18 protein-coding genes are annotated in these 25,449 nt (G+C 71.1%); 14 read left to right on the plus strand and 4 right to left on the minus strand.

From position 1 onward, the window contains the following. Positions 1 to 365: 365 nt before the first annotated feature. From ribD to AB0N82_RS16600, 7 genes are all read left to right on the plus strand, one after another. Positions 366 to 1,439, plus strand: coding sequence for a bifunctional diaminohydroxyphosphoribosylaminopyrimidine deaminase/5-amino-6-(5-phosphoribosylamino)uracil reductase RibD (ribD, locus tag AB0N82_RS16570; RefSeq protein ID WP_363393219.1), 1,074 nt, complete (start codon positions 366 to 368; stop codon positions 1,437 to 1,439). After that, complete coding sequence (locus AB0N82_RS16575) at positions 1,439 to 2,095, plus strand: riboflavin synthase (protein ID WP_315993386.1); 657 nt, start codon at positions 1,439 to 1,441, stop codon at positions 2,093 to 2,095. The genes ribD and AB0N82_RS16575 overlap by 1 nt, the downstream gene beginning before the upstream one ends. Next, positions 2,092 to 3,360, plus strand: a complete 1,269-nt coding sequence (gene ribA / locus AB0N82_RS16580) for a GTP cyclohydrolase II (RefSeq protein ID WP_315993387.1) — start codon at positions 2,092 to 2,094, stop codon at positions 3,358 to 3,360. Before AB0N82_RS16575 ends, ribA begins: the two co-directional genes overlap by 4 nt. After that, positions 3,360 to 3,833, plus strand: a complete 474-nt coding sequence (ribH, locus tag AB0N82_RS16585; RefSeq protein WP_315993388.1) for a 6,7-dimethyl-8-ribityllumazine synthase — start codon at positions 3,360 to 3,362, stop codon at positions 3,831 to 3,833. The genes ribA and ribH overlap by 1 nt, the downstream gene beginning before the upstream one ends. Positions 3,834 to 4,158: 325 nt before the next feature. Further along, positions 4,159 to 4,512: a Fe-S protein gene (locus AB0N82_RS16590; RefSeq protein ID WP_363393223.1), complete on the plus strand. Its 354-nt coding sequence runs from the start codon at positions 4,159 to 4,161 to the stop codon at positions 4,510 to 4,512. Positions 4,513 to 4,716: 204 nt separating this feature from the next. Beyond that, on the plus strand, positions 4,717 to 6,168 hold the full coding sequence (locus AB0N82_RS16595) for an MFS transporter (RefSeq protein ID WP_315993390.1): 1,452 nt from the start codon (positions 4,717 to 4,719) through the stop codon (positions 6,166 to 6,168). 308 nt (positions 6,169 to 6,476) lie between these two features. Next, on the plus strand, positions 6,477 to 8,351 hold the full coding sequence (locus AB0N82_RS16600) for an ABC transporter ATP-binding protein (RefSeq protein ID WP_363393226.1): 1,875 nt from the start codon (positions 6,477 to 6,479) through the stop codon (positions 8,349 to 8,351). 139 nt (positions 8,352 to 8,490) lie between these two features. On the opposite strand, the gene AB0N82_RS16605 is transcribed toward AB0N82_RS16600, so the two are convergent. Further along, the gene (locus AB0N82_RS16605; RefSeq protein WP_363393229.1) at positions 8,491 to 10,380 is read right to left on the minus strand and encodes a phosphoenolpyruvate carboxykinase (GTP); all 1,890 of its coding nucleotides are present in this window, start codon (positions 10,378 to 10,380) and stop codon (positions 8,491 to 8,493) included. 116 nt (positions 10,381 to 10,496) lie between these two features. On the opposite strand from AB0N82_RS16605, the gene AB0N82_RS16610 reads away from it, so the two are divergent. After that, the gene (locus AB0N82_RS16610) at positions 10,497 to 11,936 is read left to right on the plus strand and encodes a helix-turn-helix domain-containing protein (protein ID WP_315993393.1); all 1,440 of its coding nucleotides are present in this window, start codon (positions 10,497 to 10,499) and stop codon (positions 11,934 to 11,936) included. Positions 11,937 to 12,081: 145 nt separating this feature from the next. On the opposite strand, the gene AB0N82_RS16615 is transcribed toward AB0N82_RS16610, so the two are convergent. Both AB0N82_RS16615 and AB0N82_RS16620 read right to left on the minus strand, forming a co-directional pair. Next, positions 12,082 to 13,554, minus strand: coding sequence for an NAD-dependent succinate-semialdehyde dehydrogenase (locus AB0N82_RS16615; RefSeq protein WP_363393233.1), 1,473 nt, complete (start codon positions 13,552 to 13,554; stop codon positions 12,082 to 12,084). Positions 13,555 to 13,809: 255 nt separating this feature from the next. After that, positions 13,810 to 15,645 carry an FAD-dependent monooxygenase gene (locus AB0N82_RS16620; RefSeq protein ID WP_363393236.1) on the minus strand — a complete coding sequence of 612 codons (1,836 nt, stop codon included), beginning with the start codon at positions 15,643 to 15,645 and terminating at the stop codon, positions 13,810 to 13,812. 96 nt (positions 15,646 to 15,741) lie between these two features. On the opposite strand from AB0N82_RS16620, the gene AB0N82_RS16625 reads away from it, so the two are divergent. The 4 genes from AB0N82_RS16625 (at position 15,742) to AB0N82_RS16640 (ending at position 21,315) form a co-directional block, all read left to right on the plus strand. Continuing rightward, positions 15,742 to 16,446, plus strand: a complete 705-nt coding sequence (locus AB0N82_RS16625) for a helix-turn-helix domain-containing protein (protein ID WP_315993396.1) — start codon at positions 15,742 to 15,744, stop codon at positions 16,444 to 16,446. Between the two features lie 314 nt (positions 16,447 to 16,760). Next, complete coding sequence (locus AB0N82_RS16630) at positions 16,761 to 18,413, plus strand: thiamine pyrophosphate-binding protein (RefSeq protein WP_363393239.1); 1,653 nt, start codon at positions 16,761 to 16,763, stop codon at positions 18,411 to 18,413. After that, positions 18,410 to 19,879, plus strand: a complete 1,470-nt coding sequence (locus tag AB0N82_RS16635) for an FAD-linked oxidase C-terminal domain-containing protein (protein ID WP_363393242.1) — start codon at positions 18,410 to 18,412, stop codon at positions 19,877 to 19,879. The genes AB0N82_RS16630 and AB0N82_RS16635 overlap by 4 nt, the downstream gene beginning before the upstream one ends. Before the next feature lie 668 nt (positions 19,880 to 20,547). Continuing rightward, positions 20,548 to 21,315: a hypothetical protein gene (locus AB0N82_RS16640; protein WP_363393245.1), complete on the plus strand. Its 768-nt coding sequence runs from the start codon at positions 20,548 to 20,550 to the stop codon at positions 21,313 to 21,315. 256 nt (positions 21,316 to 21,571) lie between these two features. Here AB0N82_RS16640 and AB0N82_RS16645 read toward each other — a convergent pair whose 3' ends face one another. After that, entirely contained in the window at positions 21,572 to 22,954 is a 1,383-nt protein-coding gene (locus AB0N82_RS16645) for an MFS transporter (RefSeq protein WP_315993400.1), read from the minus strand. Positions 22,955 to 23,072: 118 nt separating this feature from the next. On the opposite strand from AB0N82_RS16645, the gene AB0N82_RS16650 reads away from it, so the two are divergent. Next, entirely contained in the window at positions 23,073 to 24,722 is a 1,650-nt protein-coding gene (locus AB0N82_RS16650) for a fumarylacetoacetate hydrolase family protein (RefSeq protein WP_363393248.1), read from the plus strand. After that, positions 24,719 to 25,405 carry a GntR family transcriptional regulator gene (locus tag AB0N82_RS16655; protein WP_315993402.1) on the plus strand — a complete coding sequence of 229 codons (687 nt, stop codon included), beginning with the start codon at positions 24,719 to 24,721 and terminating at the stop codon, positions 25,403 to 25,405. The genes AB0N82_RS16650 and AB0N82_RS16655 overlap by 4 nt, the downstream gene beginning before the upstream one ends. Positions 25,406 to 25,449 lie beyond the last annotated feature (44 nt).

Genomic DNA, 25,449 nt, shown 5'->3' on the forward strand with positions numbered 1-25,449 from the left:
GGGGCCTTCCACGACGCTGCCCGTGCGCGCAACGCCGGTGCCACCGCGATCGAGGCCCGCATCCGCCCTGTCATCGCCGCGCGGGATACCGGAAAACGTCGTCAGAAGTCGGGGAATGAAACCGCAAACCCCGCGTTGACTACACTTCGAAGAGCAAACAACGTGCTCCGGGGTCGGTGAGAATCCGAACCGGCGGTGATAGTCCGCGAACCCTTCCGCCCATGGCGGTGGGGCCGATCCGGTGGAACTCCGGGACCGACGGTGATGCGGGGGTCTCCCCTCGCTAGTCCGGATAGGAGGCAGCACGGACGGCGCGTCGCGCCTTCCCGCTGGCCCTGCCCCGACGGCGCGGGAAGGACAGGGAAATGGCATCCGCCGTCGAGATCGACGCCATGCGGCGAGCGCTGCAGCTCGCCCGGCGCGGCCCGCGCGGGCTCAACCCGCAGGTGGGCGCCGTTATCCTGTCCCCCGCCGGCGAGATCCTCGCGGAGGGCTTCCATCGCGGCGCCGGCACGGCGCACGCCGAAGTCGACGCCCTCTCCCAGCTCGCGCCCGGCGCCGCCCGCGGCGCCACCGCCGTCGTGACCCTCGAGCCGTGCAATCACACCGGTCGCACCGGTCCGTGCGCCCTCGCTCTCATCGAGGCGGGCGTCGCTCGCGTGGTCTACGCGCTCGACGACCCGACCGATGCCGCGTCCGGAGGAGCCGACCGGCTGCGTACGGCCGGCGTCGACGTCGAGTCGGGACCCGAGGCGGATGCCGCAGAGGCGCTCGTGCGCGATTGGACCCACCTGCAGCGCACCGGCCGCCCGCGCGTCACGGTCAAGTGGGCCCAGAGCCTCGACGGCCGCGCCGCGGCCGACGACGGCACGAGCCAGTGGATCACCGGGCCCGACGCCCGCCGCGACGTGCACGCCCGCCGCGCGGCGGCCGACGCGATCGTCGCCGGAACCGGCACCGTGCGCACCGACGACCCCGCCCTGACCGCCCGGGACGACGACGGTTCGCTCCTCGCGGATCAGCCGATGCCGGTCATCATCGGTGAGAGCGAGACGGCACCGGATGCCGCCGTGCGCCGCCATCCGCGAGACCCCTTGTTCTACACGACGCACGATCTGCACGCGGTGCTCGCCGATCTCGCCGAGCGGGGCGTGCAGCGCGTCTTCGTCGAGGGCGGACCGACCCTCGCGAGCGCGTTCGTGCGCGAGGGTCTCGCCGATGAACTGCTCGTCTACGTCGCCCCCGTGCTGCTCGGCGGCTCGCGCCTGGCGCTGGGCGATGTGGGAGTGCCGAGCATCGGCGCGGCCAAACGGCTGGTGGTGGCATCCGTCACTCCCCTCGGCGACGATCTGGTCATCGTCGCCCGCCCGGCCGAGGCCGGACCCCGAAGCCCCGAGACTGTGCCCGCGGCCGCGGGCGAGAACGAAGGAGACGCCTGATGTTCACCGGAATCGTCGAAGAGATCGGCGCCGTCACCGCCGTCGAGCCGTCGGGCGACGGCGTGCGTCTGACACTGCGCGCCCCCCTGTCGGTGTCGGACGCCGGTCACGGCGACTCGATCTCGGTCAGCGGCGTGTGCCTCACCGTCGTCGACCAGGGCGACGACTGGTTCACCGCCGATGTGATGAAGCAGACCCTCGACATGTCGACCCTCGCCGATGTGGCCCCCGGTCGCGCGGTGAACCTCGAACGGGCCACCGCCGCCCACGGTCGCCTGGGCGGGCACATCGTGCAGGGCCACATCGACGGCACGGGCGTCGTGCGCGAGGTGCGACCCGGCGCGCAGTGGAGCGTCGTACGCATCGGCATCCCGGCCCCCCTCGCCCCGCTCGTCGTCGACAAGGGCTCGATCGCGATCGACGGCGTCTCGCTGACCGTCAGCGCCGTGAGCGCAGCCTCCGAGCCCGAGCCGTGGCTGGAGGTCTCGCTCATCCCCGAGACCCTCGAGGCCACGACCCTCGGACGCGCCGAGGCCGGAACGCCCGTCAACCTCGAGACCGACATCCTGGCCCGTCATGTGCAGCGCATGCTCGCCTTCCGCACGACAGAGAACCCCGCGGCGACCGCCGCACAGACCGAGAGGGGCTCCGAATGAGCCTGTCCACCATCCCCGAGGCCCTGGAGGCTCTCCGTCAGGGCCGACCGATCCTGGTCGCCGACGACGAGAACCGCGAGAACGAGGGCGACGTCATCATCTCGGCCCAGCTCGCGACACCCGAGTGGCTCGCCTGGACCGTCCGCTGGTCGAGCGGCTACGTCTGCGCGCCCATGCCCGCCGAGTGGGCCGACCGCCTCGACCTGCCCCCGATGGTCGAGGTCAACCAGGACGCCCGCGGCACCGCCTACACGGTCAGCGTCGACGCGGCATCCGGGGTCACCACCGGCATCAGCGCCGCCGACCGCGCGCGCACCCTCAACGTGCTCGCTGCACCCGACTCCGAGCCGTCGAGCCTGATCCGGCCCGGACACGTGCTCCCCCTGCGCGCGGTGGACGGCGGCGTGCGCGAGCGCGCGGGGCACACGGAGGCCGCCGTCGATCTCATGCGCCTCGCGGGGCTCGAGCCCGTCGGTGCGATCGCCGAGGTCGTCGCCGAGGACGGCAGCATGATGCGCCTGCCCGGACTGTTCGAGCTCGGCGAGCGCGACGGCATCCCGGTGATCACGATCGAGCAGCTCATCGCCCACCTGAACGACACCGACCCGCTGCCCGCCACGGCGGCGCCGAGGCGTCGCGTGAGCCTGCGCGCCGAATCCAATGTGCCCACCTCGCACGGCACGTTCCGCTTCCTCGCGTACAAGGACCGCGTCACCGGCACCGACCACCTGGCTGTCGTCTCGGGCGACCTGACCGAAGAGGCGCCCCTCGTGCGCGTGCACTCGGAGTGCCTGACCGGCGAGGCGTTCGGCTCGCTGAAGTGCGAGTGCGGACCGCAGCTCGAGGCGGCACTCGACACGATCGATCGCGACGGCGGCATCGTCATCTACATGCGCGGTCACGAGGGTCGCGGCATCGGCCTCATCAACAAGCTGCGCGCGTACAACCTGCAGGAGCGCGGCATGGATACGGTGGATGCCAACCTCGCCCTGGGCCTCCCCGCCGACGCGCGCGACTACGCCGCCGCCGCCGGCATCCTGACCGACCTCGGCGTCGAGAAGGTGCGCCTGCTGACGAACAACACCGACAAGGTCGCGCAGCTGCGCGGCTTCGGCCTCGACGTCGTCGAGCAGGTCCCCCTGCTCGTGGGCGTCGGCCCCAACAACCACCAGTACCTCGAGACGAAGCGCGACCGGATGGGTCACATCATCGCCGAGGACGACCTGCGCGACGCCCTCGCGCACATGAAGGAAGAGAGCGCCTGATGGCCGGCAGTGGAGCACCCGAGACCGGCGGCGTCGACGCGTCGGGACTGAACGTCGTCGTCATCGCCGGTACTTGGCACGAGGTCATCACGAACGGCCTCATCGCCGGAGCGGAGCGCGTGCTGGATGCCACCGGCGCGACCTACCGCGTCGTGCGCGTGCCGGGGTCGTTCGAGCTGCCCGTGGCCGCCAAGGCGGCCCTCGACGCCGGGGCGGACGCCGTGGTGGCGCTGGGCGTGATCATCCGCGGCGGGACCCCGCACTTCGACTTCGTCTCGTCGGCCGCGACCGACGGACTGACGCGCGTCGCGCTCGACACGGGCAAGCCCGTCGGTTTCGGCGTGCTCACCCTCGACGACGAGCAGCAGGGGCTGGACCGCGCGGGGCTCGAGGGCTCCAAGGAGGACAAGGGCGAGGAGGCCGCGGACGCGGCGATCCGCACCGCCCTCGTGCTGCGGGAGCTGCGCGGCTGAGACGGTCTGATCACGGGCCCGGCGACCACTGCGGTCGCCGGGCCCGTTCTCGTTCGCGGGGCGGGACGGAAGTGGCTGAGCCTGTCGAAGCCAACGGGGGTCCGCGGGTCGGGGGCGGGCCCTTCGACGAGCTCAGCGACCGCGCGCGGGGCTCAGGGACCGCGCGCGGGGCTCACGGGCCACGCGCAGGGCTCACGGGCCACGCGCAGGGCTCACGGGCCACGCGTAGGGCTCACGGGCCACGCGTAGGGCTCGGTCAGGACCGCGCGCGGGGTGAGGACCGCCTTGCTGGCGGCGCACCCGCGCCGTCCCTACCCTGACGGGTATGGAGATCCTGCGGAACGTCGTCGTCCTCGTCCACCTCGTCGGCTTCGCGATCCTCTTCGGGGCCTGGGTCGTCGAGGCGGTCTCCCGGCGCGTGCGCGTGACGCCGCTGATGAACTACGCGCTCGTGATCTCCCTCATCACGGGCGTCGCTCTGTCGGCGCCGTGGGGCCTGGACCACGACCTCAATTACGCCAAAATCGGCATCAAGCTCGTCGTGCTGCTCGTGATCGGCGCGCTGCTGGGCATCGGGTCCGCACGTCAGAAGCGCACGGGCTCGCTCTCCCCCGCGATCTTCTGGCCCATCGGCATCCTGGCTCTGCTCAACGCGGGCCTCGCGGTCATCTGGCGCTGACGACTTCCGCGGTCTCGCGCGACCTGCCTGCGGGACGGGGCACGTTCAGCGCGCGCATAGACTGGAGGGTCTAGACGCCCCTCACTCGGGGACGTCGCCGGTGCCCCCGCCCGCGCGCTCTCTCACCACCACCCCCGTGACCGCTGCGTGCCACCGCTGCGCCCCACCCCGGACGCGAACGAAGAATCTTCCCGTCAGGCAGTCATGACCACGTCATCCCCCTCCACCCGTTCGGCCTCGGCCCCGGCCAATCCGCGTTCGCGCGTCATCACCGCGAGCCTCATCGGCACCACGATCGAGTTCTACGACTTCTACGCGTACGCGACCGCGGCCGTGCTCGTCTTCCCGATCCTCTTCTTCCCGACCGGCAACGAGACCACCTCGCTGCTGCTGTCGTTCAGCGTCTTCGGCGCCGCCATGGTTGCGCGTCCCCTCGGTGCCGTCGTCTTCGGCCACTTCGGCGACCGCTTCGGCCGCAAGGCGACCCTCGTGGCATCCCTGCTGACGATGGGCGTCGCGACCTTCCTCATCGGTCTGCTGCCGACCTTCAACGAGATCGGTGTGTGGGCGGCGATCCTGCTGCTCATCATGCGCCTCGCGCAGGGCTTCGCCCTCGGCGGCGAGTGGTCGGGCGCGGCGCTCGTGGCGACCGAGAACGCTCCGAAGGGCAAGCGCGCCCTGTTCGGCACGTTCCCCCAGCTGGGCGCCCCCATCGGCTTCATCATCGCCAACGGCATCTTCCTCATCATCAACTTCGCCCTGCCGCACCCCGACGGCACGGCGCAGCGCTCCGCGGAGTTCCTCGCGTGGGGCTGGCGCGTGCCGTTCCTCTTCTCGGCCGTCATGGTCATCGTGGGCCTCTGGGTGCGCCTGCGGCTCGTCGAGAGCGAGTCGTTCTCGAAGGCCGAGAAGAGCGGCGTGATCCGCAAGTTCCCGCTCGGCGAGGTCATCCGCCGCAACTGGAAGCAGCTGATCCTCGGCACGTTCATCATGCTGGCGACCTACGTGCTCTTCTACCTCATGACCAGCTTCACGCTGTCGTACGGCACCAAGCCGACCGCCGAGGGCGCGGCGGCCGCCGCGGAGAAGGCCGGAACCGCCTTCGACGCCGCCGCCTACGTTCCGGGCCTGGGCTTCGGCTACACCGACTTCGTCATCATGCAGATCATCGGCGTGGTGTTCTTCGGCGTCTTCACGATGTTGTCCGGGCCGCTCGCCGACCGCTTCGGTCGCAAGCGCCTGCTCATCGTGGTGACCGCGGCGATCATCGTGTTCGGTCTGACCTTCGCGTTCTTCCTGCTCCCGCAGGCCGACGCGACGCTGACCCACGTGTACGTGCAGGCGTTCCTCATCATCGGGTTCCTGCTCATGGGCTCGACGTTCGGCCCCATGGGTGCCGTGCTGCCCGAGCTGTTCCCCACGAACACCCGCTACACGGGTTCGGCCATCTCGTACAACGTCTCGTCGATCCTGGGCGCGGCGCTCGCACCCATCGTCGCCGTCGCGCTGTGGGCCGCCGGTGACGGCAACCCCTGGCTGGTGGGCGTCTACCTGTCGGCGATGGGTGTGCTGACCCTCGTCGCCCTCGTGCTCTCGCCCGAGACGAAGGACGTCGACTATGACGACAACATCGCCGCCGGAGCGACCGCACCGTAACGCGGAGTTCTCGACGACGGATGCCACGGGGCCTCGGCCTCGTGGCATCCGTCGTTCCCGGCGCGGGACTCCTGCTCATCCGGCACCGATGGGTCGTGACGGGCCGGAGGGGCCGCCTTCGCCGGAGGTGTGCGCCGAAGGACCGTTCCGCCGCGATGGGCCCTCCGCCTCGTCGGCGCGGACGGGCGCTGCACTCCTCCCCACCCGGGGCCCCCACCGAGTTCTCCCCCATCACGCCTCGCGGGGGCGAAGCGCACAGCCGCGGAAGGTACGGTCGAAGTACCCCGATCCCTTTCCCGAGGATGAGCATGTCTTCACCCGCTCTCGCGCGCGGTCGGCGCGGCCGCCGCACCCCCGAAGGTCCGCGCGCGTCGTTCCGTCAGCTGCTGCCGTTCCTGCTCGAGCACAAGCGCACGCTCGCTGTGGTCGCAGTCCTCAGCGTCCTCGGGGCGGGGGCGACGCTCGCCCAGCCACTGCTGGTCGGTCAGGTCATCACGCGCGTGCAGAACAGCATCCCGCTCGGCGCCCTCGTCTGGCTGCTGGTCGCGTTCGTCGTGCTGTCGTCGGTGATCTCGGGCTTCCAGCACTATCTGCTCCAGCGCACCGGCACCGCGGTGGTGTACTCCTCGCGGCGCCGGCTGATCGCGCGCATCCTGCGCCTGCCCATCAGCGAGTTCGACGCGCGTCGCACGGGCGACCTCGTCTCGCGCGTGGGCACCGACACCACGCTCCTGTACGCCGTGCTGACGCAGGGCTTCGCGGATGCCGTGGGCAACGCGCTGATCCTGCTCGGCGCCGTCATCGCGATGGCGTTCATCGACCCCCTGCTGCTGGTGCTCATCGTCGTGGTCGTCGGAGCGTCGCTCGGCATCGTGGTGCTCCTCAGCACGCGCATCCGCGCGGCATCCGCGATCCAGCAGGAGAAGGTCGGCGAGCTGTCGTCCGGTGTGGAGCGCGCGGTCGGGTCGGTCCGCACCATCCGCGCATCCGGCGCGACCGGGCGTGAGACCACCGCCGTGACGGAGAGCGCGACCGCCGCCTACGACGCGGGAGTGCGCATCGCCCGCGTGTCGGCGCTGATCGTGCCGATCGCCTTCGTCGCCCTGCAGGTGTCGTTGCTCGTCGTGCTCGGTGTCGGCGGGTACCGCGTGGCATCCGGGGCCATCGACGTCGCCTCGCTGGTGACGTTCGTGATCTTCCTGTTCCTGCTCGTGCAGCCGCTCGCCTCGGCGATCGGAGCCATCACGTCGGTGAACCAGGCCCTCGGCGCGCTGGGGCGCATCCAGGAGGTGCTCGACCTTCCGCTCGAAGACGACGGCGATCGACCGACGTCGGCGGCGACGGTTCCGGATGCCGCGGCGATCGCGTTCCGCGACGTGCGCTTCCGCTATCCCGACCACGTCGTCCGGGCACGGGAGGCGGCGGCGAAGGAGGCCCGATCGGTGCTCGCCGAGGTGCACCTGGACGCCGCCCCGAGCGAGGCGCCAGCTCCCGAGACCGACCGCGACGTGCTGCGCGGAGTGTCGTTCACCGTGCCGCGCGGCGCGCGCGTCGCTCTGGTCGGGCCGTCGGGGGCGGGCAAGAGCACGATCCTCTCGCTCGTCGAGCGCTTCTACGACCCCACGGACGGGGAGATCCTCGTCGACGGCATCGACGCCCGCGACCTTCCGCGCGACGACCTGCGCGCCCGCTTCGGCTACGTCGAGCAGGACGCCCCGACCCTGGCCGGAACCATCGCCGACAACCTGCGTCTGTCCTCTCCCGACGCGACCGACGCCGACTGCGAGCGCGTGCTGCAGGCCGTGAACCTCGGCGAGGTGCTCGAGCGCAACCCGCTCGGCGTCGACGCCCCCGTCGGCGAAGACGGCGTGATGCTGTCGGGCGGAGAACGTCAGCGCCTCGCGATCGCCCGTGCGCTGCTCGCCGCTCCCCCGGTCCTGCTGCTGGACGAGTCGACGTCGTCACTCGACGGCGTGAACGAACAGCGCATGCGCGAGGCGATCGACGCCGTGGCGACCGGGCGCACGCTGCTCGTCATCGCGCACCGCCTGTCGACGGTCGTGGACAGCGACCTCATCGTGGTGCTCGAGAACGGCCGCGTCGTCGGCCAGGGCACGCACAGCGAGCTGGTGGCATCCACTCCCCTGTACCGCGACCTGGCGAAGCACCAGCTGCTCGTGTGAGCAGCGGCGTGGGGCCGCGGCTCCCTCGAACGCACCGACGCCCCTCCCGCGCGCCAAGAACGGGAGGGGCGTCGATTCCAGGGCTCGCCCCGCGGCGCGGCACGGGTCAGGACCGTGCGGCGCGGCGGGCGAGCCGGTCTCAGGAGCGCTGCAGGCGGTAGCGCAGCGACGCGAGCTCGGCGCGCAGCGCGGCCGGCAGGTGCGCGCCGAAGGTGTCGTAGAACTCCTCGGTCAGCTCGGCCTCCGCCAGCCACGAGTCGCGGTCGATCGCGAACAGTTCGGCGAGGTCGGCGGCGGGCAGGTCCAGGCACGACAGGTCGAGGTCTTCGGTGCGGGGCAGGCGTCCGATCGGGCTGTCCACGGCATCCACCTGTCCGTCGACGCGACGGATGATCCAGTCGATCACGCGGGCATTGTCGCCGAAGCCGGGCCAGAGGAAGCGGCCGTCGTCGCCCTTGCGGAACCAGTTGACCTGGAAGATGCGCGGTGCGCGGTCGAAACGCAGCTTCTCGCCGACCTTCAGCCAGTGGCCGAAGTAGTCGCCCATGTTGTAGCCGCAGAACGGGAGCATGGCGAACGGGTCGCGGCGGAGCTCCCCGACGGTGCCCTCCTGCGCGGCCGTCTTCTCGCTCGAGACGGTCGAGCCCAGGAAGACGCCGTGCGACCAATCGGTGGCCTCGAGCACGAGCGGGACGTTGGTCGCGCGGCGACCGCCGAACAGGATGACGTCGAGGGGCACGCCCTCGGGGGTCTCCCAGTCCTCCGCGATCTGCGGGCACTGCGCCGCGCCGACGGTGAAGCGCGAGTTGGGGTGGGCGGCGGGGCGGCCCGACGCGGGCGTCCAGGGGTTGCCCTCCCAGTCGGTGAGGTGCGGGGGCGCCTCGTCGGTCAGCCCCTCCCACCAGACGTCGCCGTCGGGACGCAGGGCGACGTTCGTGAAGATCGTGTTGCCCCAGAGGGTCTCGATCGCGGTGACGTTGGTGGACTCGCCGGTGCCGGGTGCGACACCGAAGAAACCGGCCTCGGGGTTGATCGCCCAGAGGCGTCCGTCCTCACCGGGGCGGATCCATGTGATGTCGTCGCCGAGCGTTTCGACGCGCCACCCCGGGATGGTCGGGCGCAGCATCGCCAGGTTGGTCTTGCCGCAGGCCGAGGGGAATGCGGCCGCGACGTGGTACGCCTTGCCCGTCGGGTCGATCACGCGGATGAGCAGCATGTGCTCGGCGAGCCAGCCCTCGTCGCGACCGATGACCGACGCGATGCGCAGGGCGAAGCACTTCTTGGCGAGGATCGCGTTGCCACCGTATCCCGACCCGAACGACCAGACCTCGAGGGTGTCGGGGAAGTGCACGATGTACTTGTCGTCGTTGCAGGGCCACGCCACATCCGCCTGGCCCGGGCCCAGAGGGGCACCGACCGAGTGCACGGTCTTGACCCACGGCGCGCCCTGGGCGATCTGCTCCGTGACGGCCGTGCCGACGCGGGTCATGACGCCGATGGATGCCACGGCGTAGGCGCTGTCGGTGATCTGCACGCCGATGTGGCTGAGGGGGCCGCCGACGGCGCCCATCGAGAACGGCACCACGTACATCGTGCGACCGCGCATCGAGCCCTCGAAGACGCCGTTCAGCGTCTCGCGGATCTCGGCCGGCGCGATCCAGTTGTTGGTGGGGCCGGCGTCCTCTTCGCTCTCGGAGGCGATGTAGGTGCGCGACTCGAGGCGCGCGACGTCGCCGGGGTGCGAGCGGGCGAGGTAGGAGCCGGGGCGCCACTCGGGGTTCAGCTTGATGAGCTTGCCCTCGTCGACCATCTCGCGCAGCAGCGCGTCGTTCTCGGCGGCGGAGCCGTCGACCCAGTGGATGCGGTCGGGCTTCGTGAGGGCCGCGACCTGGTCCACCCACGCGGTGAGGGCGGCCAGGCCGGGACCGTCGACGGCCGGCTTCACGCCGTATCCGGGACGGGCCGGGGCGACGGAGACCGCGGCGGCGCGGCCGGTGGAGCGGGAAGCGAAGATATCGGCGAGAGCCATGTCGTTCTCCTCGGTTGAGAGCGAATTCGGTGTTATCCCCATCTTGAGGGCCTGGTCGCCGGTCTTTCGAGGAAGATTGCGTGTAAGAAACTCGGTTCTTTCGATATGGTCAAGGAATGGCCTCGTCCTTCGAACTCACCACGCTCGGTCACCGCATCCGCCATCATCGACTCGCGCGCGGGTACACCCTCGACGAGCTCGGCGCGCTGGTGGGCGTGGCCGGCAGCCAGCTGAGCCTCATCGAGAACGGCAAGCGCGAGCCGAAGCTCTCCCTGCTGCAGGAGATCGCGCGCGCGACCGAGACCGAGGTGACCGAGCTCCTCTCCCGCGAACCTCCGAACCGTCGCGCGGCCCTGGAGATCGAGCTCGAACGGGCGCAGACCAGTCCGTTCTTCCACCAGCTCGGCATCCCGCCCGTCAAGGTCACCAAGGGCACCAGCGACGAGACCATCGAGGCGGTCCTCGGCCTGCACCGCGAACTCCTGCGGCGCGAGCGCGCGACGATCGCGAGCCCGGAGGAAGCCCGTCGCGCCAACACCGAGCTGCGTCTGCGGATGCGCGAGACCGCCAACCACCTGCCTGAAATCGAGCGCCTCGCCGAGAAGCAGCTCAAGGCGGCGGGCCACTCGACCGGCGCTCTCACCCACCGCACGGTGAGCATCATGGCCGAGCAACTGGGCTTCGAGCTCATCTACGTCGCCGACCTCCCGCACTCGGCGCGATCGGTCACCGACCTCGAGCACGGCCGCATCTACCTGCCCCCCGCGTCGATTCCGGGCGGCCACGGCCTCCGCTCCATGGCGCTGCAGGCGATGGCGCACCGGCTCCTCGGACACCGCCCTCCCACCGACTACGCCGACTTCCTCCAGCAGCGGCTCGAGATCAACTACTACGCCGCCTGCTGCCTCATGCCCGAGACCAGCGCGGTGGCGTTCCTCGCGCAGGCGAAGAAGGACCGCAACCTCGCGGTCGAAGACTTCCGCGACGCGTTCGGCGTCACCCACGAAGCCGCCGCGATGCGCATGACCAATCTGATGACCACGCACCTCGGCATCCATCTGCACTTCCTGCGCGTCGACGGCGACGGGGCGATCTCGCGCGTGTACGAGAACGACGGACTGCCGCTGCCCACCGACGTCACGGGCAGCGTCGAAGGCCAGGTCGTGTGCAAGAAGTTCTCGGCGCGCTCCGCGTTCGCCGAGCACAACCGCACGACGGAGCACTACCAGTACACCGACACCCCCGCCGGGACGTTCTGGTGCTCGACGCAGACGGGGAGCACCAGCGACGGAGACTTCTCGATCACCGTCGGCGTGCCCTTCGACGACGCGCGGTGGTTCCGCGGTCGCGACACCGCCAAGCGCGGCGTCTCGCACTGCCCCGACGAGTCGTGCTGCCGGCGCCCCGACGCCGAGGCCGCGGAGCGCTGGCAGGGCAAGGCCTGGCCGAGCGCGCGCGTGCACCGCCACATGTTCTCACCGCTGCCGCGGGGCATGTTCCCCGGCGTCGACGACGCCGAGGTGTTCGCCTTCCTCGACCGTCACGCGGACGGCTGACGCCCCCTTCCGGCGAGTCGCCATTTCTTGTCGCTTCGCACGGCCCGGAAGCGACAAAATTTGGCGACCCGTGCGCAAGGGCGGATCGACGGATGCCACGACCCCGGGCCCTCGCGGCGCGCCGGGATCGTGGCATCGGAACGTGTTACGCGTAGGGGTTCGCCGTCAGCGTGTACTTCGTCTGCAGGTACTCGTGGATGCCCTCGTCGCCGCCCTCGCGGCCGAGGCCCGACTGCTTCCAGCCGCCGAAGGGAGCGGCGGCATTGGAGACGACGCCGACGTTCAGGCCCATCATCCCGGTCTCGAGCTTGTCGATCATGCGCTGACCGCGCGAGAGCGACTCGGTGAAGACGTACGAGACGAGACCGTACTCGGTGTCGTTGGCGAGGCGCACGGCGTCGTCCTCGTCGTCGAAGGGGATGATCGCGAGCACCGGCCCGAAGATCTCCTCCCGGAGGATGTCGCTGCCCGGCTTCACGTCGGACACGACGGTCGGCTCGAAGAACGTGCCGGGGCCGTCGATGGGCGAACCACCGACGGTGACGGTCGCGCCGCGCTCGACGGCATCCCCCACCAGCGTCTTGGCCTTGTCGACGGCGCGGTCGTCGATCAGGGGCCCGATCTGCACGCCCTCCTCGGTGCCGCGACCGATCTTCATGCCCTGGACGCGGTCGGTGACGCGTCGGGTGAACTCCTCGACGACGCTGCGCTGCACGATGAAGCGGTTGGCGGCGGTGCAGGCCTGGCCGATGTTGCGGAACTTCGCGAGCATCGCACCCTCGACGGCCTTGTCCATGTCGGCGTCGTCGAACACGACGAAGGGGGCGTTGCCGCCGAGCTCCATCGAGGTGCGGAGCACGCCCGGGGCTGCTTGCTGCAGCAGCTTCACGCCGACCGGGGTCGAGCCGGTGAAGGAGAGCTTGCGCAGGCGGGGGTCGGAGATGATGCGTTCCGACACGGGGCCGGTGTTCGTGGTGGTGATGACGTTCACGACGCCGGCGGGGAGCCCGGCATCCTGCAGGATCTGCGCGAAGAAGAGCGTCGTCAGCGGCGTGAGGGTGGCCGGCTTGATGACGACCGTGCAGCCGGCGGCGAGCGCGGGGGCGATCTTGCGGGTGGCCATCGCGAGGGGGAAGTTCCAGGGGGTGATGAGGTAGCAGGGACCCACGGGGTGCTGCGAGACGATCATGCGACCCGTGCCCTCGGGATTCGCGCCGTAGCGGCCCTGGGTGTGGGCGGTGACCTCGCTGAACCAGCGGAGGAACTCCCCGCCGTAGCCGACCTCGCCGCGCGCTTCGGCGAGCGGCTTGCCCATCTCGAGCGTCATGAGCAGCGCGATGTCCTCCTTGCGCTCCTGCAGCAGGTCGAACGCCCGGCGGAGGATCTCGGCACGCTCACGCGACGGAGTGGCCGCCCACGACGGGAACGCCTCGGCCGCGGCATCCATCGCCGCGACGCCGTCGTCGATGGACGCGTCGGCGATCTCGAGCAGGACGTCACCGGTGGCGGGATCGTTCACCGCCACGGTCTTGTCGGCCTCGGCTGTGCGCCACTCCCCGTTGATCAAGAGGCCGGTGGGTACGGATGCCAGCAGTTCGCTCTCGCGCGAATCGGTCATGAATCCTCCTGGATCGGGGCGGGGTGTCCCGCCCATTCTCGTCAGCCCGCGAAGCGGTGCCGATATACGTCGTGTACAAACCGGATGACGCGGTGGCCTCGGTGGACACGCGGAGGGAGCGAACCGGCGCATGCCGCGGCACTCCGCCCGAGCGTCTCCTCCCGGGTCGCTCCACTCACCCTGCGCGTGTGAACGCTCCGCACCGGGAGGAACGCCATGTCACCGCGTTTCTCGCTCGGGGGAGCGTTCACAGGGTCAACCCGCCGTCGGCTCCGCCATCGCCCCGGCGAGGAAGCGCTCGAGGCCGGCCGGGTCGGTCAGCGGCAGCACGTGCGCCACGTACTGGTCGGGGCGCACGAGCACCACCGCCCCCTCCGGGCCGATGCCGCGCTCCGCGAAGATGTCGGCGGTCGTCCAGGCCGACGGTGCGGCGGCGAAGACCTTCTCGAGATCGGTCAGGCCCAGCGGCCCCGAGCGCGGGCGGAAGAGCGCGGGCGCGTCGACCACGTCCTCCCATCGGCCGGAGAACACCGCCTTCACGTCGAACACCGCGTCGAGGTCGGCCCCTGCGGGCGTGAACCGCTCGACGATCTCCTGCGCGGCTTCGGCCCAGGCGCGCAGGGCCGAGCCGTCGGCATCCGCGAAGGCGTACACGCGCCACCGGCCATCGGCCTTCGCGTGATGGCCGAGGTGCACGGCGTTGCCGTCGCACACCCGCACGACCTCGACGCTCTTGAAGCGCTTGCCGACCGGGAATCCGGATGCCAGGTCCTGAGCGGGCGAGCCGGAGGTGATCGCCGAGGGGGCGTACTGCGTCATGAATCCCGAGGGGAACTCGGCCGTGGCCAGGTAGTAGGTCGACAGCTCCGCGGGGTCGGTGATCTCGCCGGGCTTGCGCGCCATGAGCGATGACCACTCCCGGTCGAAGTCGATGAGCTGCTGGGCCACCGGGCGCCGCTCGTCGTCGTAGGTGCGCAGCAGATCGGCGGGAGCCAGGCCGGTCAGCACGTGACCGAGCTTCCAGCCGAGGTTGAACCCGTCCTGCATCGACACATTCATGCCCTGGCCCGCCTTGGCGCTGTGGGTGTGGCAGGCATCGCCGGCGAGGAAGACACGCGGGGCGTCGAGGTCGTCGACGAACCGGTCGGTCACCCGGTGCCCCACCTCGTACACGCTGTGCCACGCGACCTGCTTCACGTCGATCGAGTAGGGGTGCAGGATCTCGTTGGCCCGCCGGATGACCTCCTCGATCGGGGTCTGACGCACGCGGTGGTCGTCGTCGGCCGCGACCTCGCCGAGGTCGATGTACATGCGGCTGAGATAGCCGCCCTCGCGCGGGATGTGCAGGATGTTCCCCGCCGCGGCGTTGATCGCGCACTTGATGCGCCAGTCGGGGAAGTCGGTCTCGACGAGAACGTCCATCACTCCCCACGCGTGACGGGCGGCGGCTCCGACATGAGTGCGGCCGATCGCCTGACGCACGCCACTGCGCGCTCCGTCGCACCCCACGACGTACCGCGCGCGGACGGTCCGCTCGCCCGCGGCATCCGCCACGCGCACCTCGACGCCGTCGTCGACGACCGTCAGACCGCGGAACTCCACGCCGTAGTCGGGCACGATCCGCGCGGGACCCTGCGCGGCCGCCTCGGCGAAGTAGTCGAGCACGCGCGCCTGATTGACGATGAGGTGCGGGAACTCGCTGATCTTCAGGCCGTAGTCCTCGGTGCGCGTCGTCCGCACGATGCGGTCGGGGTTCTCGGGGTCGGGCGCCCAGAAGTTCATCCAGCCGATGTTGTACGCCTCGGCGGTGATGCGGTCGGCGAAGCCGAAGGCCTGGAAGGTCTCGACGCTGCGGGGTTGGATGCCGTCGGCCTGACCGAGCGCGAGACGACCATCGCGTTTCTCGATGAGGCGCGTGGTGATCTGGGGGAACTGCGACAGCTGCGCCGCGAGCAGCATCCCCGCGGGGCCCGAGCCCACGATGAGCACGTCGACATCGTCGGGCACCGCCGCGGGGCGGTCGACGCCGGTGCCGGCGGCGTTCTGCACGCGCGGATCGCCCGAGACGTAGCCGTGGTGGTGGAACTGCATCGTTTCTCCTGACGTCGATGTCGGGTTGCGGCACCCTCGTCACTGTTCTATATTCGAACGCAACGTTCCGCTATCGAACGAGAGGCTAACCGACCGATGCCGCCACGGCAAGACGCCGCTCCCGCCTCGCAGACGCTGAGCCGCGGCATCCGCCTGCTCGAAGAGCTCGCCGATGCGCGGACACCGCTGTCGATCGACGACCTCGCAGCCCGCGTCGACCTGCATCGCTCCGTCGCGTATCGATTGCTGCGGACGCTCGAGGACCACGGTCTGGTGAGCCGGGATTCCGCGGGGGCCGTGCGCCTGGGGACGGGCCTGGCGGCGCTGGCCGCCGGGGTCGCCGCCGACCTGCAGGCCGAGGCCCTGCCCGAACTCACCGCGGCCGCCAACGATCTCGGCATGACGTGCTTCCTCGTGGTGCTCGATCACGACGAGTGCGTGACCCTCGCGAGCGTCGAACCCCGGCACACGGTGACGGCGGTGGCGCAGCGGCCCGGGTCGCGGCATCCGGTCACCCGGGGTGCCCCCGGGCGCGCGATCCTCGCGCAGCTCCCGCCGCGCCGCTGGCCCGACGAGGTCGATGCGCGGCTGGCGTCGGAGGTGGCGGATGCCGCGGAGCGCGGCTGGGCGACGAGTCATGACGAGGTGATCCCGTCGCTGCACGCCGTGGCGGTCCCCCTGCAAGTGCAGGGGCGGGAGCCCGCGGCGATCGCCGCGGTGCACGTGGCGACCGACCTCGATGAGGCGGCGATCGCCGCGCGGCTCGGGGCCGCGGCATCCGCGATCCGGGGAGCGCTGTAGGTCGGGTCCCGCACGCGGTGCGCCGCCCGGGTTCTTCGTCCGGAGCCCGCGCCCGGGATCCGCCGGGACGGCATCCTGCTGCCGAGCCCGCATCAGCCCGCACGGGCGTGTCGGCGACGAGCGGTCTCGTCTCCGGGTGCGGCAGCCTCGGTCACGCGCCCCGCGGACCCCACGGGGCCCGCGCGATCGTATATGATCGCTCCCGTCAGGCGCACGAGGTCGTGCGTCGCTGCTCGAAAAAGGGGCACGTAGCGCGAGACCCGCGCGAGACACATACGGCTCATTCCCGTTCCTGTTTCGCGAAAGGCTTCCGCATGCCCATCGTCTCCGCGCACGTCGCCCACACCCTCGGCCGCCACCTCGACCACGTCTTCGGCGTGATGGGCAACGGCAATGCGTACTTCCTCGACGCCCTGCACCGGCACACCGACGCCGTCATCACCGCGATGCGGCACGAGGCCGGCGGGGTCGTCGCCGCCGACGCGCACTATCGCGCGTCGGGTCGCATCGCCGCCGCCACCGCCACCTACGGCGCCGGCTTCACCAACACCCTGACCGCTCTGGCCGAGTCGGCGCAGGCGCGCATCCCCCTGCTGCTCGTGGTCGGCGACGAGCCCACCTCGGGCCCACGCCCGTGGGGCGTCGACCAGGTCGCGCTCGCCTCGGCCGTGGGCGTGCGCACCTACACCGTCGGCGACCGCGACGCCTCGGCCACCGTGCTCATCGCGCTCGAGCACGCGCTGACGTATCGCGTCCCCGTGGTGCTGGCGATCCCCTACGACGTGGTCACCCGCGAGGCCGGAGAGCTGACGGATGCCGGGACCGTGACGATCCCCGCTCCCCTGGCCCCGCAGGGCCCCTCGGCGAGTGCCGCGCTCGACCGCATCGCCGATGCCCTCGCCGGAGCCGAGCGCCCGTTCCTGCTCGCCGGCCGCGGAGCCTGGCTCGCCGACGCCGGCCCCGCGCTCGGGCGCCTCGCCGAGACGACCGGGGCGATCACGGCATCCACCGCCCTCGGCCGGGGCATCTTCCCCGCGTCCGAGCACGACCTCGGCGTCACGGGCGGATTCGGCGCCGCGGGAGCGATGGAACTCGTGCGCGAAGCCGACGTCGCCGTGGTCTTCGGCGCGGGGCTCAACCAGTTCACGATGCGCTTCGGCGAGCTCTTCGCCCCGGGCACCGATGTCTTCCAGGTCGACGTGGCGACCACCGCGACCCACGCCCAGGTGGGGGGATTCGTGCGGGCGGATGCCGCGGTGGCGGCCGAGGAGATCACCAGCCGCCTGCGCTCCCGCGGCGCGATGTCGTCGGGCTGGCGCGATCGCGTCGACGTCGCCCCGCTGCGCGAGCAGGAGGCGGGCGAGGGCCTCGCGCCGGATGGCCGGCTCGACCCCCGCTCCGCCGCCGCACGGATCGGGGAGCTGCTGCCCGAAGACCGCGTCGTCGTCTCGGACGGCGGACACTTCCTCGGCTGGTCGAACATGTACTGGCCCGTCGCCTCCCCCGATCGCGTGATGATGGTCGGCACCGCGTACCAGTCGATCGGCCTCGGCTTCCCCTCGGTCGCGGGAGCGATCGCCGCCCGCCCCGACGCGACGGTCGTTCTCACCACCGGCGACGGCGGTGGCCTCATGGCGATCGCCGACCTCGAGAGCGCCGTGCGCACGGCCGCCGGCCGAGGCATCGCGGTGGTGTGGAACGACGCCGCCTACGGCGCCGAGATCAACCTCTACGGCCTGAAGGGCCTCGCCCGCGAGCCGATGCTCATCCCCGAGGTCGACTTCGCCGCGGTCGCCCGCGGCTTCGGCGCCGAGGGCGTGGTGGTACGCGAGGTCGCCGATCTCGAGGCGCTGGCGGAATGGACCCGCCGCGACCCCGCCGAGCGGCCGTTCCTGCTGCTCGACCTGCGCATCAGCGGTGCCGTCATCGCGCCGTACCAGCGCGAGATCATCAAGGTGAACTCGTGAGCGAGTCCGCGGCGGGGGCCGGCCCCGTACCGGGCTTCGCGGGCACCGCCGGACACAGGCCCACGGGTGCTGCCGGCGCAGGGCACGACGCCTCGACCGCGTCCGCGACGGACACCCCGACCGACACCCTCGACGACCTCCGCACCGCCCTCGGCGACCGCCTCCTCACCGACGCGGACAACCTCGCCGCCTACGCCGTCGACAGTTCGCGCGCGCAACCCGAGGGGCTGCCCCTCGCCGTCGTGCGGGCGACCTCGACCGGCGACGTGTCGACGGCTCTCGCGTGGGCACACGCCCGCGGCATCCGGGTCTCCGTCCGCGGAGCGGGCACCGGGCTCTCCGGCGGGGCCGTGGCGTACGCCGGCGGCCTGGTCGTCTCGCTCGAGGCGATGACCCGCATCGTCGACATCGACGTCGACAACCGCCTCGCCGACGTCGAGGCGGGGGTGATCACCGCGGACCTGGATGCCGCAGCCCTGGCCCACGGCCTGTTCTTCCCGCCCGACCCGGCGAGTGCGCAGTGGTCGACGATCGGCGGCAACATCGCCACGAACGCCGGCGGCCTGCGCTGCGTCGCGCACGGCGTGACCACGGACGTCGTGGCCGCCCTCGAGGTGGTGCTCGCCGACGGCCGTGTCCTGCGCACCGGCGCCCGCACGCGCAAGAACACCACCGGCTACGACCTCGCGAGCTTGTTCACCGGCTCCGAGGGCACCCTCGGAGTGATCACCGCGGCAACCGTGCGCCTCAAGCCCGTGCCGCCGGGGCAGCCGCGTACCTTCCGGGCGAGCTTCGACGACATCGAGGATGCCGGACGCGCGGTCACCGCGATCGTCTCGGGACCGGCCGCCCCCGAAGTGCTCGAGCTGATCGATGCGCGCAGCGTCGAGATCATCGAGGCGTTCCACCCGAGCGGCCTCCCCTCCCCCGTCGCCGCGATGCTCGTCGGCCAGACCGTGGGACTCGCCGCGCCCGAGACCGCGGAGGCCATCGTGGAGATCTGCCGGACGCACGGCGCGGTCGAGACCGAGATCAGCGATTCCGACAGCCTGCTCGAGGCCCGCCGCCTGGCGAACCCCGCGCTCACCGCGCAGGGATTGCGCGTCTCGTGCGACGTCGGCGTGCCGGTCGCGCAGCTCGCGACCGTGTTCCGCGGCATCGGTGAGCTGGCCGAGCGCCACGGCCGACGCATCGCCGTGGTCGCGCACGCGGGTGACGGCAATCTCCACCCCACGGTCGAAGCGGGCGACACCCCCGACGAGTACGCCGCGGCCGAACTCGTGATCGACGACATCACGCGCCTCGCGCTCTCGCTCGGCGGCACCATCTCGGGCGAGCACGGCATCGGGTCGGTCAAACGCCACGAACTCCCCTGGCAGCAGGATGCCGTGGCTCTCGACGTGCAGCGGGCGATCAAGGCCGCGCTGGACCCGCGCGGCATCCTGACACCGGGGCGGGCGATCTGAGCCCGGGCGTCGGGCCGCCTCTCCCTCTCCTCCCTTGCCGCAGACGGCCGCATCACGACCGTATGAGCGACAAACCGCGGCAAACGACGCTCAGCCACCGACGCTCACCTGACGCACACGGCCGCACCACGACCGTATGAGCGACAAACCGCGGCAAACGACGCTCAGCCACCGACGCTCACCTGACGCACACGGCCAGGAGCTCGGCGAGAGACGAGCCGAACGACCCGAGGCGAGGATCGTGCGCTCGTCGCGGACGGGCCCGACCGCAAATGGCGCCGACAAGAGTTGAGCAACCGTAGGCACGTATTGCCCACTCGCCGCGCAGGACCGAAGCTGAACCAGGGCGACCGGCAATCTGAGGCGAATGGAGAAGCGGGCCGCGGCGCCCCCCATCGAACGAATGGGCGGTTGTCCACAGATCGCGGATGCCGCGCCGCGGGCCATGCGCTCTGTGCGATGTTTCGGGAGTGAGAGCTGCACCCCTGCCCGCCGAGCTGCCCGAGGCCTTCTCGGTCGGTGCGGCAACGCAGCTGGGAGTGTCACGGCGACGACTTCGGGCTGCGGACCTCTCCTCTCCCTTCTCCGGGGTGCGGACGCGTTCAGCCCCGCCGGACGACGCGTTGGAGGCATCCGTTCGGCATCGATCAGCCGCCTACGTCGCACGGATGCGAGAGTGCGAGTTCTTCTGCCTGGTCGCCGCAGCAGTGGCGTGGGGCGCGCCGCTGCCCGCGTCGGTCTTCCATCACCGCGACGGGAGCCGGCTGGTCGAGCGCCCCCTCGACGTCGGAGTGTTCCTGCCTTCGCGCGCGAGCAGGGCGCGGGGAGTGCGCGGCACCTCCATCTCGGAGGGGATGGGCAGCGTCCGCACCGAACCCGTGAGCGGGCTGCGGGTGACGAGCCCCGCGACGACCTGGGCCATGATGGGCGCCATGTTGTGCCGGGACGACCTCGTCGCGCTGGGCGACGCCTTCGTTCGCGAGCCCATGCGCAGGGGTGACCCGCCCGCGCTCGCGACGATCGCCGAGCTCGCGGCCTCGCTCGAGGCAGGTCGCCGACGGGGCGCCACGGCGCTGCGCGAAGCGCTCTCCCTGACTCGCACACGCTCGCGGTCGAGGAAAGAGACCGAGACCAGACTCGTGCTCGTGGCCGCGGGTCTGCCCGAACCGTCGCTGAACCATCCCGTGGTCGTCGAGGGGAAAGTGGTGGCGCTCGTCGACCTCGCCTATCCCGACCGCAAGGTCGGCATCGAGTACGAGGGTGAGCAACACCTCACCGACCCACGACAGTGGGCACGCGACATACGGCGCTACGAGATGCTCGCCGACCTCGAATGGCGCATCATCCGCGTGACCGCGTCCGACCTCGCGCAGCACCGCGAGGAGCTCGTGGCGAGGGTGCGCGGGGCGCTCTCCGGTGGAGTGCGCCCCGGTTGACCCGCACCGACGTCGGCAGCCCACGCATTCGTTCGCCTCGAATGGTCGGCCGTCCGAGCAACATCGACCATCTCAGGCAAATCAGCCGGCAGCCTCCGCGCTCACGTGCCGCAGACGGCCGGTCGCTCACGCAACACCGACCATCTCGGGCGAACGGGCCCCGCCTCGCTGAGAACGGGCGAGCCCGCGCGCTCGAGTGGCAGCACCCACGGAACGGCCCCACCGCGCCGGAGCGCGACAGGGCCGTTCGATCGGGTCAGACCTTCGACAGCCCGCGGATCGGGCTCACCTCCTGCTCGGCCTCGTGATCAGGACCCAACGGGATGCCGCTGCGGTCGCGCAGCAGCAGCGTCGCGACGAGACCGAGCACGGCCATGATCGCCAGGTACACCGTGACCGACACGGTCGTCCCCGTCGCGTCGACGAGCGCCGTCGCAATCGTCGGGGCGAAGGCGCCGCCCAGGATCGCGCCGATGGCGTAGGCGATCGACACCCCCGAGAAGCGGATGGATGCCGGGAACAGCTCGGCGTACAGCGCCGCCTGGGGCCCGTAGGTCAGGCCGAGGCCGACGGTGAGCAGCATGAGGCCGACCGCCAGCAGCACGATGCTGCCGGAGTTGACCAGCGGGAACAGCGCCACGATCGCGACGAGCATCGAGATCCAGCCGATGATGTAGGTGTTGCGGCGCCCGATCTTGTCGCCGAGCCACCCGCCGAGCCACGTGAAGATCAGCCACGTCACGGCCGAGAGCGTCACGGCGCCGAGCACGTCGGCGGTCGCGAGCCCCAGAGGGCCGTCGGGGTTGGTCGCGTAGCGCTGGATGTAGCCGCCGGTGGTCATGTAGCCCACGGCGTTGTTGCCGGCGAAGACGAACGCGGCGATGATCACGAGCAGCGAGTGCTTGCGGAACAGCTGCACGATCGGCATCCGGGTCTGCTCCTTGCGCTCGGAGAGCTCGACGAACACCGGGCTCTCCTCGACCTTCTTGCGCACGTAGTAGCCGACCAGGATCAGCACGAACGACAGCAGGAACGGCACGCGCCAGCCCCACGCGAGGAAGGCGTCACCCGGGGCGATCAGCGCCATGAGCGCGAGCATGCCGCTCGCGAGCAGCAGACCGAGGGGCACGCCGAGCTGCGGCGAAGCGCCGAAGAGGCTGCGCTTGGTCTTCGGCGCATGCTCGACGGCCATGAGCACTGCGCCACCCCACTCGCCACCGGCCGAGATGCCCTGCAGCACGCGCAGGAGGATGAGCAGCACGGGGGCGGCGACGCCGATGACCTCATAGGTCGGCAGCACGCCGATGAGCGTGGTCGAGGCGCCCATCATGATGAGCGTCAGCATGAGCACGACGCGACGACCGTATTTGTCGCCGAGGTGCCCGGCGAGGAAGGCGCCCAGCGGACGGAACAGGAAGCTCAGACCCACCGTGAGGAATGACAGGATCTGCGCGATCCCGGGGCCGGCGGGCGCGAAGAACAGCTGACCGAACACGAGACCGGCAGCCGAGGCGTACAGGAAGAAGTCGTACCACTCGACGGTGGTGCCGACGACCGTGGCGAAGACCACCCGGCGGCGGTCCGTGGACGTGGAGATGGTGCCGGTGGGGGTGAACCCCGGCGATTGCGAGCGGGACATGGAACTCCTTCGAGACGTCATCGTCAGACCCCCGGACGTCGTCGTCGGCGACGAGGCGTGGTCTTGCTGGGGTGGGCAACATCGTATACGATTTCGAATACGACGCAAGGGAGCATCTATGACCGACACCGACCCCCGGTTCACCGCCCTCGGTGAGCGCCCCGGCAAGATCGTGGCCGTCCACCTCTCCTACGCCTCGCGCGCCGATCAGCGCGGACGCCGCCCCGCCGCCCCGTCGTACTTCTTCAAGCCGTCGAGCTCGCTCGCCGCGTCCGGCGCCGAGATCGTCCGCCCGGCCGGCACCGAACTCCTCGCCTTCGAGGGGGAGATCGCGCTCGTCATCGGCGAGCCCGCGCGGTGGGTGACCCCGGATGCCGCGTGGTCGCACGTGGCATCCGTCACCGCCGCGAACGACTTCGGCCTGTACGACCTCCGCGCGAACGACAAGGGGTCGAACGTCCGCTCCAAGGGCGGCGACGGCTACACGCCGATCGGCCCGGCGCTCATCGACGCCCGCGACATCGACCCCGCCGCCCTGCGCCTGCGCACCTGGGTGAACGGCGACCTCGTGCAGGACGACTCGACGGCGGGCCTCATCTTCCCGCTCGCCCAGATCGTCGCCGACCTTTCGCAGCACTTCACCCTCGAGACCGGCGACGTGATCCTCACCGGCACGCCGGCCGGCTCGTCGGTCGTCGTCCCCGGCGATGTGGTGGAGGTGCAGGTGGATGCCGGCTCCCTGACGACCGGCAGACTCCGCACGACGGTGGTCCCGGGCGCCCAGCCCTTCGATCCCGCGATCGGATCCGTGCCCGCGATCGACGAGACGCAGCGCGTCGAAGCCTGGGGCTCGGCCGAAGCGGCCGCCACCGCCGCCTCGAGAACAGGCGATGTCACCGCAACAGGCGAAAACCCGACGGATCAGCCTGTTCCCGTCGCATCCCCTGTCCTCGTGACGGATGCCGCGACGCCCCCCGCCGCGCCCGAAACAGGCGATGTCACCAGAACAGGCGAAAACTCGACGAATCAGCCCGTTCCCGCCGCATCCCCTGTTCCGGTGACGGATGCCGCGGCCCCGCGCCTCTCCCCCACGCTCCGCGGCAAGCTCGAGCGCGTCCCGGTCGCCGCCCTCAGCGGACAGCTGCGCAAGCGCGGCCTCAACGACGTCACCATCGACGGGGTGCACGCCCTCACTCCCGGTAGCCGCTTCGTCGGCACCGCCCGTACGCTGCGCTTCGTCCCCCACCGCGAAGACCTCTTCGCCTCCCACGGCGGCGGGCAGAACGCGCAGAAGCGGGCGTTCGACGCGGTCGGCGAGGGCGAGGTCATCGTCATCGAGGCCCGCGGCGAGACCGGCTCCGGCACGCTCGGCGACATCCTCGCGATCCGCGCCCACGCGCGGGGAGCCGCCGCGATCGTCACCGACGGCGGAGTGCGGGATGCCGAGGCCGTCGCCGCTGTCGGCATCCCCGTCTTCACCGCCGGCCCGCACCCGGCCGTCCTCGGGCGTCGTCACGTGCCGTGGGAGACCGACGTCGCCGTCGGCTGCGGCGGCACCACGGTCGAGCCGGGCGACATCCTCGTCGGCGACGGCGACGGCGTGATCGTGATCCCGCCCGCGATCGCCGAGGAGGTGGTCGACGCCGCGCTCGCGCAAGAGACCGAAGATGCGTGGATCGCCGAGCAGGTGGCATCCGGTCACCCGATCGAGGGACTGTTCCCGATGAACGCCGAATGGCGCGCTCGCTACGAGAGCGCCACCCGATGAGCGAGGTCACCGCGAGCAGGAGCAAGTCGCAGCAGGCCTACCACTGGATCAAGCAGCGCATCGCGTCGCAGGAATTCTCTCCGGGCTACCGGCTCGTGCTCGGCACGATCGCGGGCGAGCTCGATATGAGCGTCGTCCCGGTGCGCGAGGCCATCCGCCAGCTCGAGGCCGAGGGCCTGGTGATGTTCGAGCGCAACGTCGGCGCGCGCGTGTCGATGGTCGACGACACCGCCTACCGGTTCAGCATGCAGGCGCTCAGCCTGCTCGAGGGAGCCGCGACAGCCCTGTCGGCGCGCGCACTCACCGCCGACGACGTGCGGCGCGCGCGTTCCGTCAACGACCTCATGGTCGAGACGCTCGAGCACTTCGACCCGCGCGCCTTCACCGCGCTGAACCAGGAGTTCCACGCGATCCTCTTCGAGAAGTGCGCCAACCCCCGCATGCTCGAACTCGTCCAGGCCGAATGGGCCCGCCTCGGGCACCTGCGCGACTCGACGTTCAGCTTCGTCCCCGGCCGCGCCGCCGAATCGGTGCGCGAGCACGAGAACATCCTCGTCCTCATCGAGAACGGCGCCCCGCTCGCCGAGATCGAGAAGGTGTCGCGCCGCCACCGCTCGGCCACTCTCGACGCCTACATGATCCACGAGCACCCCGATGAGGTGCTCGGCCTTCCCGCTTTCTGACGTTCCGCCCACCCGACATCGCCGTCGCGGATCGCCGGCCGCCG

Source organism: Microbacterium sp. NPDC089186 (genome assembly GCF_040685115.1).
Lineage (GTDB): Bacteria > Actinomycetota > Actinomycetes > Actinomycetales > Microbacteriaceae > Microbacterium > Microbacterium galbum.